Origin of the sequence: Pokkaliibacter plantistimulans, from assembly GCF_003194385.1 — a bacterium.
In the GTDB taxonomy this organism is placed as follows: domain Bacteria; phylum Pseudomonadota; class Gammaproteobacteria; order Pseudomonadales; family Balneatricaceae; genus Pokkaliibacter; species Pokkaliibacter plantistimulans.
Genome location: NZ_LAPT01000005.1, coordinates 31,357 through 46,156, shown reverse-complemented (window position 1 = coordinate 46,156; position 14,800 = coordinate 31,357). Strand labels below are relative to the sequence as shown.

Below are 14,800 nucleotides of genomic sequence, written 5' to 3'. Positions count from 1 at the left end.
TACTCAGAACATAATCAAGGCTAGTCATGACTACACCGGCATTTGTGCATCTGCGTGTCCACTCTGAATTTTCCCTTGTTGACGGTTTGGTCAGGGTCAAGGATCTGGTTAACGCCTCCAAGGACAAGGGGATGCCTGCTGTTGCCTTGACTGATCGTTCCAATGGCTGCGCTTTCGTCAAATTCTATAAAGCTGCCAAGGGGGCGGGAATTAAGCCGATTTGTGGTTGTGATATTTGGCTTGAGGCCGAGGTGGCTGGTGAGCCTCCCGCTCGTATGTTGTTATTGATCCAAAATAAGCAAGGTTACGCTAATCTGCTGGAGTTGATTTCTCAGAGCTTCCAACTTAACCAGCAGAATGGGATTGCAGTGGTCAAGCGCGAATGGCTGACAGAGAAGAACGCGGGTCTGATTGCGTTATCGGCAGGTGCATACGGCGAAATCGGTATCGCTTTGAACGCTGGCAAGCAGGCTGATGCGGAGCGCATGTTGCAGTTCTGGTTAGGCATATTTGCTGATCGCTTCTATCTGGAAGTGCAGCGTACTGGACGTAAGGGGGAGGAAAACTGCTTACACGCCTGTGTTGCGCTGGCCGAAAAATTCCGGGTGCCGTTGGTGGCTACCAATGATGTGGTGTTTATCAAGGAAGATGACTTTGAGGCGCATGAAGCGCGCGTTAGCATCAACCAGAGCATGACGCTGGCCGACCCGCGGCGACCAAAGTTGTACTCACAGCAACAGTATCTGCGCAGTGCAGATGAAATGGCCGAGTTGTTTGCCGATTTGCCGGAGGCGTTGGAGAACAGTGTGGCCATTGCTCGTCGATGTAGCATTGACATTCAACTCGGTACTTACTTCCTGCCGGACTACCCGATCCCTGAAGGCGAGACAATCAACTCCTTCTTCTCCCGAATCTCTCACGAAGGTCTGGAGTGGCGCCTTCAGAGTCTGTTGGATGCCAATGACCCAGAGTACGCACAGAAAAAGCAGCTTTACGTCGAGCGGTTGGATTTTGAGCTCAATACCATCAATCAGATGGGGTTTCCCGGTTACTTTCTGATTGTTATGGATTTTATTCAATGGGCTAAGGACAACGGCATTCCAGTAGGGCCTGGCCGCGGCTCGGGTGCAGGTTCTCTGGTTGCCTATGCATTGAAAATTACTGATCTTGATCCGTTGAAATACGATCTGCTATTCGAGCGTTTTCTCAACCCTGAGCGTGTCTCCATGCCTGACTTCGATATCGATTTCTGTATGGATAATCGAGACCGGGTTATCGACTACGTTGCCAATCGTTATGGACGTAATGCGGTATCGCAGATTATTACCTTCGGCACTATGGCAGCCAAAGCGGTGGTGCGAGATGTTGCTCGTGTGCAGGGGCGACCATTTAGTCTGGGTGATAAACTGTCCAAGCTCATTCCTTTCGAAGTGGGGATGACACTGAAGAAGGCTTGGGAGCAGGAAGAAGCGCTGCGTGACTTTGTCAATGGTGACGAAGAAGCGCAAGAAATAATGGAAATGGCTTACAAGCTGGAAGGTATTACCCGAAATGTTGGTAAGCATGCTGGTGGGGTGGTTATAGCGCCCACCAAGTTGTCGGATTTTGCCCCACTTTACTGTGAAGCTGATGGCTCAGGGCTCGTCACCCAATATGACAAAGGTGATGTTGAGGAGGCGGGGCTGGTCAAGTTTGACTTTCTTGGTCTGCGTACCCTGACCATCATCAACTGGGCACTGGAGACGATCAATGCCATTCATGCCAAGCAGGGCAAGGCACCTCTGGATATTGCCCGTATAGATCTGGAAGACGGCGAAACCTACAAGCTGATGCAACGAGGCGACACCACAGCAGTATTCCAGTTGGAGTCGCGAGGGATGAAGGAGCTGATCAAGCGCCTGCTCCCCAGCTGTTTTGAAGATATCATCGCCTTGGTGGCGCTGTTCCGCCCGGGGCCGCTGCAATCAGGCATGGTGGATGACTTCATCAACCGTAAGCATGGACGGGCAGAGCTGGCCTGGCCTCATCCTGACTACCAGCTGGAATCGCTGAAACCCATCCTTGAACCAACGTACGGCATCATCCTCTATCAGGAGCAGGTGATGCAGATCCCGCAGGTGATGGCGGGATACACCCTCGGTGGTGCGGATCTTCTGCGTCGTGCGATGGGTAAGAAAAAGCCGGAGGAAATGGCCAAGCAACGCTCGGTATTTCTTGATGGTTGTGCCAGCAACAATATAAGCCTGGATCTGGCGGGTAATATCTTCGATCTTGTGGAAAAGTTTGCTGGTTACGGCTTTAACAAGTCTCACTCTGCCGCATATGCATTAGTGTCATACCAGACTGCCTGGTTAAAGCGTCATTACCCCGCACCTTTTATGGCCGCGGTGTTGTCTGCGGATATGCATAACCTGGATAAGGTGGTCATCCTCATAGAGGAGTGCCGCAACATGAAGCTGGCGTTGGTATTGCCCGACGTGAATGCTTCCGACTTCATGTTTACCGTGAATGACAAGGGTGAAGTCGTCTATGGATTGGGTGCGATCAAAGGGGTGGGTGAAGGACCTATCGAAGCCATCGTGGAGGCGCGCCGGAATGGAGGGGCTTTCACTGACCTGTTTGACTTCTGTGAGCGCGTCGGAGCGAAAAAGCTCAACAAGCGAGTGCTTGAAGCGTTGATTCGCTCCGGGGCGCTGGACAAGCTTGGTCCGAGCAGAGCGGTGCTCTGGGCTGCCATTGGTGATGCTCTGCAGGCTGCTGATCAGCAGGCACGTAACTCTGACAGTGGTGTCTTTGATCTGTTTGGTGATGTTATTGCGGCCAATGATCACAACACCCTGTACTCCAGCTATTTGTCATTGGAGGAGTGGCCCGACAAGGAACGCCTCAATGGTGAAAAAGATACGTTGGGGCTATTCGTAACAGGGCATCCTATCGATGCTTATGAGCATGAGCTCAAAGGCATGGTCAAGGTGCGTCTGGCAGACCTGAAACCTAGTCGTGAAAGTCAGTTGCTTGCCGGGCTGGTGGTAGGGGTTCGAACAATGAAAAGCAAAAAGGGGGAGACCCTTGCATTTGTTACATTGGATGATCGTACTGGCAGGGTAGAGGTATCGGTGTTTGGTGAGCTCTATCATCAGCATCGTGAAGTGTTAGGTAAGGATGCTGTCATTCTGATTGAAGGTGATGTCAGTCAGGATGACTTCAGTGGCGGTTTGCGTGTTCGTGCCAAGCGTTTGCTCTCTATCGAGGAGGCACGGGCCCGACATGCCAAGCATCTTGAGCTCAAGCTGTCCTGTGAAGGACTGCAGGCTCGCGAGATACAAGCGATTCAAGCCATGCTTGCTCCCTATCGGGATCAGGAAGGCAACCAGATTCGTATCCATTACAAGCAGCAGGAGGCTGAGGCTTTTGTGGTTTGTGGTGAGAGCTGGCGAGTAAAAGTAGCGGATGAACTGCTGTTATCCCTGACTTCTCAGCTGGGTAAACAGTCAGTGAAACTGGTCTATCGTTGAACATTTTGAGCGGGTCGGGGTGTCTCGACTCCCAGGCAAGAAAAGCGTATGGTAGGCAGCCATTATTGACGCCCCAAGGGGCTGGCTGCATTAGCGGAAACGAGTAATGAACCCAAACTATCTGGATTTTGAACAGCCTATTGCTGATCTTCAGGCTAAAATCGACGAACTGCGTCTGGTGAGCAGCAGCAATGACTTCAACATCACAGAAGAGATTGCCAAGCTGGAAGAAAAGAGCGCCAGCCTGACAGAGCAGGTATTTTCCAACCTGAGTGACTGGCAGATAACCCAGTTATCACGGCATCCTCTGCGTCCCTACACGCTGGACTACATCAAGAACATCTTTACTGATTTTGATGAGCTGCATGGTGACCGTCACTTCGCTGACGATGCTGCGATTGTTGGTGGCATTGCACGATTGGACGACGAGCCGGTAATGATCATTGGCCAACAGAAAGGCCGTGACGTACGTGAAAAAGTACGCCGCAACTTCGGCATGCCTCGCCCTGAAGGATATCGCAAAGCATTGCGCCTGATGGAAATGGCGGAACGGTTTAACCTGCCCATCCTGACCTTCATTGACACGCCCGGAGCCTGGCCTGGCATTGATGCAGAAGAGCGCGGGCAGAGTGAGGCCATTGCCTTCAATCTTGCGGTGATGTCGCGCCTCAAGACCCCTATCATTTCTACTGTCATTGGCGAGGGTGGTTCTGGTGGTGCTCTGGCTATTGGTGTGTGTGACCGCCTTCTGATGCTGGAGTATTCAGTCTATTCAGTTATCTCTCCTGAAGGCTGTGCTTCTATCTTGTGGAAAAGTTCAGAGAAAGCTTCGGAAGCCGCAAAAGCAATGGGAATGACAGCGGGTCGCCTTCAGGAGTTGGGTTTCGTTGATCGTCTGATTGATGAGCCACTGGGTGGCAGTCACCGTAATCCTCGCTTGATGGCCGCTAATCTAAAGCTGGCCTTGCAGGAAACCTTGGACGAGTTACGCGGTCTGACGCAGGAAGAGCTACTGGAGCAGCGCTATGAGCGGCTGATGAATTTTGGCTCTTTCGAATAATCTTCTTACCTCCATGAAAAAAGCCGGGTCTACCCGGCTTTTTTCATCTTGGCAGACCGTTGAACCGCAAGGGCTTCTGGTGGGGCTAAAGCATCTGGCCCCTCGCAGGCTGGTAATAGCGGTTAGCGGTGGCCTGGATTCACAAGTGTTGCTGCATCTAACCTGGCGCCTTGTCAGCAGTGGTTGCCTGTATTGCCCTGTCGAGGTCTGGCATGTCAATCACGGTCTGCAGGCAGGAGCTTCCACTTGGCAGGCTCAGGTAGCGCGCTTGGCCGCTGGCTATGGATTTGTCTATCGTGCTTTTCGCGTTGCGGTTTCCACAGCAAACGTTGAGGCCGGTGCTCGTGATGCACGCTATGCGGCTTTTAGCGCTCACGCCAAATCCGGTGATGTGTTGCTTTTAGGGCAGCATGCCGATGACCAGAGTGAAACGCTGATGCTGAGACTGATGCGTGGTAGCGGCCCGACGGGGCTGGCGGCTATGGCTGAAGTGCGTACTAGTGATGGGGTGTATTGGGTGCGGCCGATGTTGCATATTGAGCGCCGGCAGCTTGAAGAGTATGCCTGTCAGTGGCAGCTGGAGCCCATTGAGGATCCGAGCAATGCCTTAGAGGTATATGACCGTAATTATCTGCGCCATCAGATTATGCCTCGTTTGGCGCAACGCTGGCCATCTTTGAACGCTCGTTTACGGCGTTCGATAGAAGCCTGTGATGAGGCTTCATCCTTGCTGCAGGAGTTGGCGGAGTTGGACATGCGTCAGTGTGACTGGCTGGCGTCTGATTTATCGTTAGCGCTACCTGCATGGGCTGCGTTGAGTCAGTCCAGGCAATTCAATGTGCTGCGCTGTTGGTTTTTGGCCCGTGGTGCCTTGCCGCCCCCAGTCTCTGTCAAAGCGAAGCTATCACAGTTTGTTGAAGCCGCTGATGATCGACAGCCGCAGCTGAGCTGGGAAGGCTGGCAATTACGCCGATATCGGCAGCGTCTTTATTTTGTTCCCGAATGGCTGGGAAATATTTCTCTTCCGCAAAGTCGTGTGCTGCAAACCAGAACTCTCTTACCTTACGGCGAGTTAATCGTTAGTGACGTGAAGGGCTGTGGTGTGCGGGCTGATCCTCAGGCTTGCTGGGAAGTGCGCTTCCGTCAGGGGGGAGAGTCATGGCAACCGGCGGGCGCCGCGCATAAAGTAAGCCTGAAGCATTATTTGCAGGGGCGTGGTATTCCTCCCTGGGAAAGGGCACTTATACCTTTGCTGTATTGTGATAATGAGCTGGTGGCAGTAGCAACGCATCCGGCTCAGGGTTGGGTCGCTCAGGCAGACGAGTGCGGCTGGTGGTTGACGTGGCAGCGTGAACACACCTGAGTTGCTGCCTATATTTGCACCATAAAGGTGCTGATCATCTCGATTGTGCTTCAGTCTGACGGGATTCTGCCATTGTTGGGATGAGGTAGTTCTGTTATCCTGACGTCCCATCTTGATGACATCATCGTCACCTCTCTATTCCCACAACGCAGAAACGTACAGGTTTTCAATGACGCGCTATATTTTCGTCACGGGCGGCGTCGTGTCCTCATTGGGGAAAGGCATTGCCTCTGCCTCTTTGGCCGCGATTCTAGAAGCTCGAGGTCTCAAGGTGACCATGCTCAAACTGGATCCATACATCAACGTGGACCCAGGTACCATGAGCCCCTTCCAGCACGGTGAAGTATTTGTCACCGACGACGGTGCGGAAACTGACCTGGATCTTGGTCATTATGAGCGTTTTATCCGCACCCATATGACGCAACGGAACAACTTCACCACAGGGCGTGTATATGAGCACGTGCTGCGTAAAGAACGTCGCGGTGATTATCTGGGGGGGACAGTTCAAGTTATTCCTCACATTACCGATGAAATCAAACGCCGGGTTATTGATGGTGCTGAAGGGGCCGATGTGGCGCTGGTGGAAATTGGTGGTACGGTCGGTGATATCGAGTCTCTGCCATTTTTGGAAGCCGTTCGCCAACTGCGTGTGGAGCTGGGTAGCGAGCGAGCACTTTTCATGCACCTGACCTTGGTGCCTTATATCGCCACCGCAGGCGAAACTAAAACCAAACCGACTCAGCACTCGGTGAAAGAGTTACGCTCAATCGGCATTCAGCCAGATATTCTGGTATGCCGTTCTGAGGTGACTATTCAAGCACCTGAGCGTCGTAAGATTGCTTTGTTCACTAACGTCGAAGAACGAGCTGTTATCAGTCTGCCTGATGCCAACAGCATTTATGCTATTCCGCGCATGCTGCATGAGCAGAAGCTTGATCAGATTGTGGTTGATAAGTTCCGCTTGGACTGTGGTGAAGCAGATCTGCGTGAATGGGATTGGGTAGTGGATCGTGAACAAAATCCAGCCCATCAGGTCACCATCGCGATGGTGGGTAAGTACATGGATCTGCTGGACGCATACAAGTCCCTGATTGAAGCAATCAAGCACGCTGGACTGCATGCGAATACCAAAGTCACCATCAAATATATCGACTCTGAACAGGTGGAGCGTGAAGGCACATCCTGTCTGGAAGGTGTTTCTGCGATTCTGGTTCCCGGTGGGTTTGGTGAGCGTGGTGTGGAAGGGAAGATTCGTACTGTGCAGTATGCTCGCGAAAACCGTATTCCCTATCTTGGCATCTGCCTAGGAATGCAGGTGGCGGTCATCGAGTTCGCTCGTAACGTTGCCAAGCTCGAAGGCGCCAACAGCACCGAATTCAAACCCAAAGGCTCGCATCCCGTTGTTGCTCTGATTACAGAGTGGGTGGCAGAAGACGGTTCAGTCGAGGTGCGTGACGAGGGCTCTGATTTGGGCGGAACCATGCGTCTGGGGGGGCAGGAGTGCCGTCTGCAGGAAGGTACTCACGCTTACAAATGTTACGGTAGTGATGTCATTCGTGAGCGTCACCGTCATCGTTACGAATTTAACAATAACTATCTGGGGCGTTTGACCGATGCAGGTCTGACCATCTCCGGTCGCTCAATGGATGGTGCATTGGTCGAAGTGGTTGAAGTGCCAGATCATCCCTGGTTTGTGGCCTGCCAATTCCACCCTGAATTCACCTCTACTCCTCGTGATGGTCATCCGCTGTTTACAGGTTTCATCCAGGCAGCGGTGGACTATTCGGATAAACAATAAAATACTAACGGGCTCTCCAGGGGCAATACCTCTGGAGTTGGCTGTATCGGACTGGTTCGACAACTTTGCCGGGAACTCATAGTGAGTATCCCCCGGATTTTATCAGCCACCTTTTAACAGGGAGCAGACATTGGTATGACTCAAATCGTCGATATCAAAGCACGTGAAGTTTTGGATTCCCGCGGCAACCCTACTGTCGAAGCGGATGTAATTCTGTCTTGTGGTACTGTTGGCAGTGCCTGTGCCCCGTCTGGCGCATCGACTGGTTCGCGCGAGGCGCTTGAGCTGCGTGATGGCGATAAGAGCCGGTATCTAGGCAAAGGTGTTCTTACCGCAGTGAAAGGTATCAACACTGAAATTCGTGCAGCCTTGCTGGGCAAGGATGCGGTGAATCAGCGTGAAATCGATAACATCATGCTGGCCCTTGATGGTACCGAGAACAAAGCCCGCCTTGGCGCCAATGCAATTCTGGCTGTTTCTCTGGCATGTGCCAAAGCAGCGGCTGCCGCCAGGAATATCCCGCTGTATCAGCATATCGCCGACATCAACGGTACCCCCGGTGTGTACTCCATGCCTGTGCCTATGATGAACATCCTCAATGGTGGAGAGCATGCTGACAACAACGTGGACATTCAGGAGTTCATGGTACAGCCTGTAGGCGCTCCAAGTTTTGCTGAAGCATTGCGCTACGGTGCAGAAATTTTCCACAACCTGAAAAAGGTCTTGTCTGAGCGCGGCCTGAATACTGCGGTTGGTGACGAGGGTGGATTTGCACCTAATCTGGGCTCCAACGAAGAAGCACTGGTTGTCATTCAGGAAGCGGTGGCCCGCGCTGGGTATCAGCTGGGTGACAACATCACCTTGGCGCTGGACTGTGCCTCTTCTGAATTCTACAAAGATGGTCAGTATCAGCTTTCTGGCGAAGGTAAGGCCTTTGATTCTGCTGGCTTCGTGAACTATCTGGACGATCTGTCGCAGAAATATCCTATCGTTTCTATCGAAGACGGTCTGGATGAGTCGGACTGGGCAGGTTGGGCGATTTTGACCAAGCAGATTGGTACCCGCGTTCAGCTGGTTGGTGACGACCTGTTTGTGACCAATACCAAGATCCTGAAAGAAGGTATTGAGAAGAGTATCGGCAACTCCATTCTGATCAAGTTCAACCAGATCGGTTCGCTGTCTGAAACGCTTGATGCGATCAAAATGGCCAAAGAGGCTGGCTACACCGCAGTAATCTCTCACCGTTCCGGTGAGACTGAAGACACCACTATTGCCGATCTGGCAGTAGGTACCGCGGCCGGGCAGATCAAGACAGGTTCTCTGTGCCGTTCTGATCGTGTATCCAAGTACAACCGTCTTCTGCGTATCGAGGAAGAGCTGGGCGACAAAGCTGTTTATCGCGGTCGTTCAGAGATCAAAGGTCAGGCATAAGTTTGACTGAATTGAAAAGGGGAGCTGAGCTCCCCTTTTTTTGCTTTTTCAAAACGGTTACCTGCAACTTGATAGTGGGAACTTACTTCCCTGACGGTTGGGGGTTGGTTAGCATAAGGCTTTATTTTGTCCTGCTTCTTTGTTCAGGCTTGAATAAAGGGCGGCATGAAGTGTTCGTAGCGCTAATGAACACGGTGGGAAGCGAAACAAATGAAGCGTCTGGTACTTGTCCTGTTGCTGCTCTGTGCAGGATTGCAATATCGACTCTGGTGGGGAGAGGGGAGTTTGCCGGACCTCTGGGCTCTGAAAGACTCTATACAGCAGCAGCGGCAACTTAACGAGCGTTTGGAGCATCGTAACAATTTACTCGAAGCTGAAGTGGATGATCTCAAGCAAGGTATGGCTGCAATTGAAGAGCGGGCACGCAGTGAGTTGGGCATGATTCGGGAAGGTGAGACCTATTATTTGTTGTTGGAGCCAGAAAAGCAGCCATGAGTTTGTTACCTGATTGGCGCTATGCCGTATCGATGCCAGCAGTGCAGGGGCAGCTTAAAGTTTCTCCTGAGGACTTTGTAGTTATTGAGGAGCTGGGGTTTGAGCCTGAAGGGCAGGGCGAACACCTTTATGTCTGGGTTGAAAAACGGGAACTCAATACAGATGATGCTGCACGAGTATTAGCCAAGTGGCTCAAGTTGCCGCTGCGTGCTGTCAGCTATTCAGGCATGAAGGATCGTAATGCTCGGACTAGTCAGTGGTTCAGTCTTCATCTGCCTGGCAAAAGCATGCCAGATATAGCGGGCTTTCAGCACGAGAATATGCGTATCCTTCGCTGTGTACGTCACAGTCGCAAGCTGAAACGTGGTATGCATCTACGCAATCATTTTGAGATTCACCTGCATCAGTTGAGAGGTGAGTTGGGCTCTTTACCAGAGCGCTTGCAACGCATTGGCCTTGAAGGTGTTCCGAATTATTTTGGTGAGCAGCGCTTTGGGCGAGAGGGCTATAACCTGCAGATGGTTGAGCGGTTATTTGCGGGGGAGCTGGATCGATTATCACCTTATAAGCGTGGGTTGTTTCTATCTACGGCGCGGAGTTTTATTTTCAATCAAGTGCTGAGCGAGCGCATAGCCCTCGGCACCTGGACTACGCTGTTGCCGGGGGAGGCAGTTTATAATCAAGCGAGTAATTCGGTATCCATTGTCGAGCAGGTCAGTGAGGAGCTACTGAGTGCGTGTGCAATGGGGCAAGTGGAGCCGACGGGGCCGCTATGGGGTAAGGGATACGGTTGCCGCAGTGTCTGTGAGTCATTTGAGCAGAACGTCATATCGCCATGGCTAGCCTGGTGTACCGGTCTTGAGTCTTTCGGCCTTCACCATGAGCGACGAGCGTTACAGTTACGTCCGGTTAACATTCAGTCTGATTTGAGGGAGGACAGCCTGAGTCTGTCTTTCAGCTTGCCCCGTGGTGGATTTGCTACCTCGGTGATACGTGAATTGTGCGTTGTTCATAATCAGTCGGATGCTGGATAATTTTCTCGGGCATTCTCGGTATGAATGCTGGCAAAGATGTCTGTAGTTGGGCCCAATGATCTGTATTCAGGAGTAGGAGTGACTGATTTCCAGTTGGATGGTATCGGTATGACCTCTGCCAGAACTCGCGAGCGAATGATTGCTCGCTTGCTGGAGCAGGGGATATGCGACCAGGAGGTGTTAGATGTGATGCTTCGCATCCCACGGCACCTTTTTGTCGATGAGGCTTTGGCACATCGTGCCTATGAAGATACCGCACTGCCAATTGGCTATCAGCAGACTTTATCCCAGCCTTATGTGGTCGCCAGAATGACAGAGCTTATTCTGGGGGCCAGAAGAATAGAAAGGGTGCTGGAAGTCGGAACCGGGTCAGGCTATCAGAGTGCCGTGTTGGCTGCTCTGGCAGAGCATGTATACACTCTTGAGCGCATTCGGCCTTTACATGAGCGGACCCGCAAGCGTCTGCAACAGTTGAAAGTTTATAATGTGTTTCCCCGCTACTCGGACGGTACTGTCGGATGGCCAGAAAAAGGCCCCTACGATGCAATTCTGGTGACTGCCGCCGCCGAGCAGGTGCCGCACGAGCTTCTGGCTCAGCTGGCGGAAGGTGGCGTACTGGTTATTCCGGTTGGAGGGCAGGAGGCGCAGTCACTGCGGCGTATCCGTCGTCAACAAGACCAATATCATGAAGAAGTGCTGGAACCTGTTCGATTTGTGCCTCTGCTCAAGGGCCGTCTACGCTAATTGATCTAATGGAATGAATCCCTTTTATGGAACGTATTTTTCTTTTTCTCAAGGGCATGGCTATGGGGGCGGCAGATGTTGTTCCCGGTGTTTCTGGTGGAACGATTGCCTTTATTTCCGGTATCTATGAAGAGCTACTGCTGACCATTCGCAATATCCATCCGCGTTTGTTTTTCTCACTATTTCGCAAAGGCTTGCCGGCTACCTGGCGAGAGGCGAATGGTTCATTTCTGGCAGTACTGCTAGCGGGAATACTGACCAGTATTCTGACTCTGGCCAAAGGTATTAGCTGGCTGCTCGAGTTTTATCCTCTATTGATCTGGGGATTTTTCTTTGGTCTGGTCATGGCATCTTGCTTGCTGATTGCACGTCAAGTTGAACGTTGGCGGACTGACACGCTGTTGAGTCTCGTGCTGGGTGTACTGCTGGGCTGGATATTAACTCAGGGTTTTGCATTTTCTTTGTCTCCAACATCTTTCAATTTGTTTATCGGTGGAGCAATAGCCATCTGCGCGATGATCCTGCCCGGCATTTCTGGCAGTTTCATACTGCTTATTTTGGGACTCTATCAACCCGTCCTGTCCGCGGTTAAACAGCTCCAGTTCTCGACGCTCCTGATCTTTGTCTGTGGGTGCGTTACCGGGTTAATGGTTTTTTCACGTGTGCTCAGCTGGTGCTTACAACATTATCGTGCAATGACTCTGGCGATTTTGACGGGCTTTATGGTGGGTTCGTTAGGGAAAGTGTGGCCATGGAAGATTACCCGAGCCTATCGGCTCGATAGTCATGGTCAGTCTGTGCCTTTGTTACAAGACAGTGTATTGCCTCACTCTTATCAAGGATTGACTGGCCAGGCTCCTATGACGTTCGCGGTGGTGGCTCTGATGTTACTGGGAGTGATGGTTGTTTTGGGATTGTCCAGAGCTGCTTCTGTTCAGGAGGCGCGTGGTTGATGTCTAACATAGCAATAAGAGGTTTTGTACTGGTGATGTTGATGCTGCTTGCAGGCTGCTCTAGCAACAGCAAATATGCACCAGTCAGCGATCTTTCTGCCCGTGCTCATGCGGGTGATGTTGCCGGTAAACATGTGGTCAAGACTGGCGAGACTCTGTACTCAATCGCCTATCGCTATGGTCGTGATTACAAGGAGCTGGCACGTCAGAACAGCATACCGGCACCGTACACTATCTATCCTGGACAGACGTTACAGTTGAGCAGGTCAACGCTGGTGAGTGCAGAGTCAGGCGGTCGAGTGCAAAGCACTACCGTTCGGCCGCTAGCCTCAACCTCCACAGGTATTTCAGGATCAACCAGCAGTAGCAAAGATGTGGAGAAAAGTAGCAAGGGAAGTACGGTTGGTAGCAGTAAAACGTCACCCTCACGTGCCGTCAGCGTGGCTGCCGGTGATGACCGTCCAACCGCGACCAGCAAGAGCGGTCTCACGTGGCAATGGCCTGTGTCTGGTAAGGTGGTCAGCACCTTTTCACAAAATCGTAATAGCGACAAGGGTATAAATATTGCAGGAATTGTGGGGAGTCCGGTGCGTGCCGCTGCAGATGGGGTGGTTGTGTACGCGGGTAACGGGCTCAGAGGGTACGTCAATCTGGTAATTATTAATCATAATCAGGAGTTCCTGAGCGCGTATGCACATAACCAGAAAGTCCTTGTGCGTGAACAGCAGAAGGTCAAACGTGGTGATGTGATTGCTGAAATGGGGCAGTCAGAAGCTAAGTCAGGCATGCTTTATTTTGAAATCAGGCAGGATGGGCAACCGGTGAATCCACTGAGTTACTTGCCCAAACGTTAGGCTGGCTATTTTTTCTACAGCTGTTAGTCTTTCGCTATCCATCCTGATGCTCAGGGGCCAATAATAACAACTCCAAGGTGGCAGCCGATGATCGAGAAAGATCTGGAAATGGACATATTAGATGTCCAGGAAATGGAGCTGGAAGCGCTGACGGACGATGTGGATAGCGGAGAAGAGTATTCTGGATTGGGTTTACCCCCAGAGCTCAGTACTTCTCGTAGTAGCAAGAAGCAACTCGATGCTACCCAGCTATACCTGAACGAAATTGGTTTTGCGCCCTTGCTGACCGCTGAGCAGGAGGTATTTTTCTCCCGTAAAGCGCTGCGGGGGTGTGAAGCTTCGCGCAAGCGCATGATCGAGAGCAACTTACGTCTTGTCGTGAAGATTGCTCGGCGTTACCTGAACCGTGGCCTGACATTGCTGGATCTTATTGAAGAGGGCAATCTGGGGTTAATCAGGGCTGTCGAAAAGTTTGATCCAGAGCGGGGCTTCCGCTTCTCTACCTATGCAACCTGGTGGATTCGCCAGACGATAGAACGGGCGATCATGAATCAGACCCGCACAATCCGCCTGCCTATCCACGTCGTAAAAGAACTCAACATCTATCTGCGTACTGCCCGTGAACTGGCTCATCAGTTAGACCATGAACCCACAGCCGAAGAGATTGCAGTGCATCTCGACAAGCCTGTTGAGGATGTGGAGCGAATGCTGGGCTGGAATGAGAAAGTCACTTCAGTCGACTCTACTATGGCGCCAGACTCAGATAAGCCCTTGTTGGATACGTTGGCTGACCAGGAGGCTGCTGATCCTGAGTCGTGGTTGCAGCAGAAAGACCTGCATGGTTCTATCGAAACGTGGTTGTCGCTGTTGCCTGAAAAGCAGAGTGAAGTGCTGGCACGTCGATTCGGGCTTCGTGGCTATGAAATGAGTACTCTGGAAGAGGTAGGTAAAGAGATAGGGCTTACCCGTGAGCGGGTACGTCAGATTCAAGTTGAGGCGCTGCGTCGGCTAAGAGATATCGTTGAGCGTCAGGGTCTGCACGGAGATGATCTGTTCGCCTGAAGCCATACGTAAGGTTAGTCATGAGTAAACAGGAAGGCCGCTTATGCGGCCTTCCTGTTTACTTAAATGCGCAGGAATGATTGTCAAGATTTTTAGTGCCAGACAACCGCCTTTATTGCTAATTGCTGACTGTCAGCTATCGACATTTTCAACGTTCAAGTAAGTCACGCTTTCCAGGCTTCCCTTTCCATTCATCGGCATCTGCCAGGGGCTCTTTCTGGGCAGAGATATTTGGCCAGACCTCTGCCAGCTCGGCATTTAGATCGACAAAGGCGAGCTGGTCTTTTGGAAGATCATCTTCAGAAAAAATAGCATCTGCAGGGCATTCAGGTTCACACAGGCCGCAGTCAATACATTCATCAGGATGTATTACCAGAAAATTTGGCCCTTCATAGAAACAATCTACTGGACAGACATCAACGCAGTCCGTGTATTTGCACTTTATGCAGTTTTCTGTGACGACATAGGTCATGGTCAGTCTCGCTAACGGT

12 protein-coding genes are annotated in these 14,800 nt (G+C 51.6%); 11 read left to right on the top strand and 1 reads right to left on the bottom strand.

Annotation, left to right across the window (positions count from 1 at the left end):
- Nucleotides 1–26 precede the first annotated feature (26 nt).
- From dnaE to rpoS, 11 genes are all read left to right on the top strand, one after another.
- A complete protein-coding gene (gene dnaE, locus WH50_RS01825; RefSeq protein WP_110185767.1) occupies nucleotides 27–3,515 on the top strand; it encodes a DNA polymerase III subunit alpha in 3,489 nt (1,162 codons plus the stop codon).
- 106 nt (nucleotides 3,516–3,621) lie between these two features.
- Nucleotides 3,622–4,575, top strand: coding sequence for an acetyl-CoA carboxylase carboxyltransferase subunit alpha (locus WH50_RS01820; RefSeq protein ID WP_110185766.1), 954 nt, complete (start codon nucleotides 3,622–3,624; stop codon nucleotides 4,573–4,575).
- 13 nt (nucleotides 4,576–4,588) lie between these two features.
- The gene (gene tilS / locus WH50_RS01815) at nucleotides 4,589–5,938 is read left to right on the top strand and encodes a tRNA lysidine(34) synthetase TilS (protein ID WP_110185765.1); all 1,350 of its coding nucleotides are present in this window, start codon (nucleotides 4,589–4,591) and stop codon (nucleotides 5,936–5,938) included.
- Nucleotides 5,939–6,107: 169 nt separating this feature from the next.
- Nucleotides 6,108–7,736 (top strand): CTP synthase, encoded by a 1,629-nt coding sequence (locus WH50_RS01810; RefSeq protein WP_110185764.1) that lies wholly within the window; start codon nucleotides 6,108–6,110, stop codon nucleotides 7,734–7,736.
- A 135-nt stretch (nucleotides 7,737–7,871) separates the two neighbouring features.
- Complete coding sequence (gene eno / locus WH50_RS01805) at nucleotides 7,872–9,167, top strand: phosphopyruvate hydratase (RefSeq protein WP_110185763.1); 1,296 nt, start codon at nucleotides 7,872–7,874, stop codon at nucleotides 9,165–9,167.
- 210 nt (nucleotides 9,168–9,377) lie between these two features.
- Complete coding sequence (gene ftsB, locus WH50_RS01800; protein WP_104156291.1) at nucleotides 9,378–9,662, top strand: cell division protein FtsB; 285 nt, start codon at nucleotides 9,378–9,380, stop codon at nucleotides 9,660–9,662.
- Nucleotides 9,659–10,696 (top strand): tRNA pseudouridine(13) synthase TruD, encoded by a 1,038-nt coding sequence (gene truD, locus WH50_RS01795; protein ID WP_110185762.1) that lies wholly within the window; start codon nucleotides 9,659–9,661, stop codon nucleotides 10,694–10,696. The genes ftsB and truD overlap by 4 nt, the downstream gene beginning before the upstream one ends.
- Before the next feature lie 78 nt (nucleotides 10,697–10,774).
- Nucleotides 10,775–11,440, top strand: coding sequence for a protein-L-isoaspartate(D-aspartate) O-methyltransferase (locus WH50_RS01790; RefSeq protein ID WP_459536949.1), 666 nt, complete (start codon nucleotides 10,775–10,777; stop codon nucleotides 11,438–11,440).
- Nucleotides 11,441–11,466: 26 nt separating this feature from the next.
- Nucleotides 11,467–12,393 carry a polyprenyl-phosphate transporter gene (locus tag WH50_RS01785; RefSeq protein ID WP_110185761.1) on the top strand — a complete coding sequence of 309 codons (927 nt, stop codon included), beginning with the start codon at nucleotides 11,467–11,469 and terminating at the stop codon, nucleotides 12,391–12,393.
- Nucleotides 12,393–13,247 (top strand): peptidoglycan DD-metalloendopeptidase family protein, encoded by an 855-nt coding sequence (locus WH50_RS01780; protein ID WP_110185760.1) that lies wholly within the window; start codon nucleotides 12,393–12,395, stop codon nucleotides 13,245–13,247. The genes WH50_RS01785 and WH50_RS01780 overlap by 1 nt, the downstream gene beginning before the upstream one ends.
- Nucleotides 13,248–13,334: 87 nt before the next feature.
- Nucleotides 13,335–14,309 carry an RNA polymerase sigma factor RpoS gene (rpoS, locus tag WH50_RS01775; protein WP_104156288.1) on the top strand — a complete coding sequence of 325 codons (975 nt, stop codon included), beginning with the start codon at nucleotides 13,335–13,337 and terminating at the stop codon, nucleotides 14,307–14,309.
- Between the two features lie 148 nt (nucleotides 14,310–14,457).
- Here the strand turns inward: rpoS and fdxA are convergent, their stop codons facing one another.
- Complete coding sequence (gene fdxA, locus WH50_RS01770) at nucleotides 14,458–14,781, bottom strand: ferredoxin FdxA (protein ID WP_110185759.1); 324 nt, start codon at nucleotides 14,779–14,781, stop codon at nucleotides 14,458–14,460.
- Nucleotides 14,782–14,800: the final 19 nt, after the last annotated feature.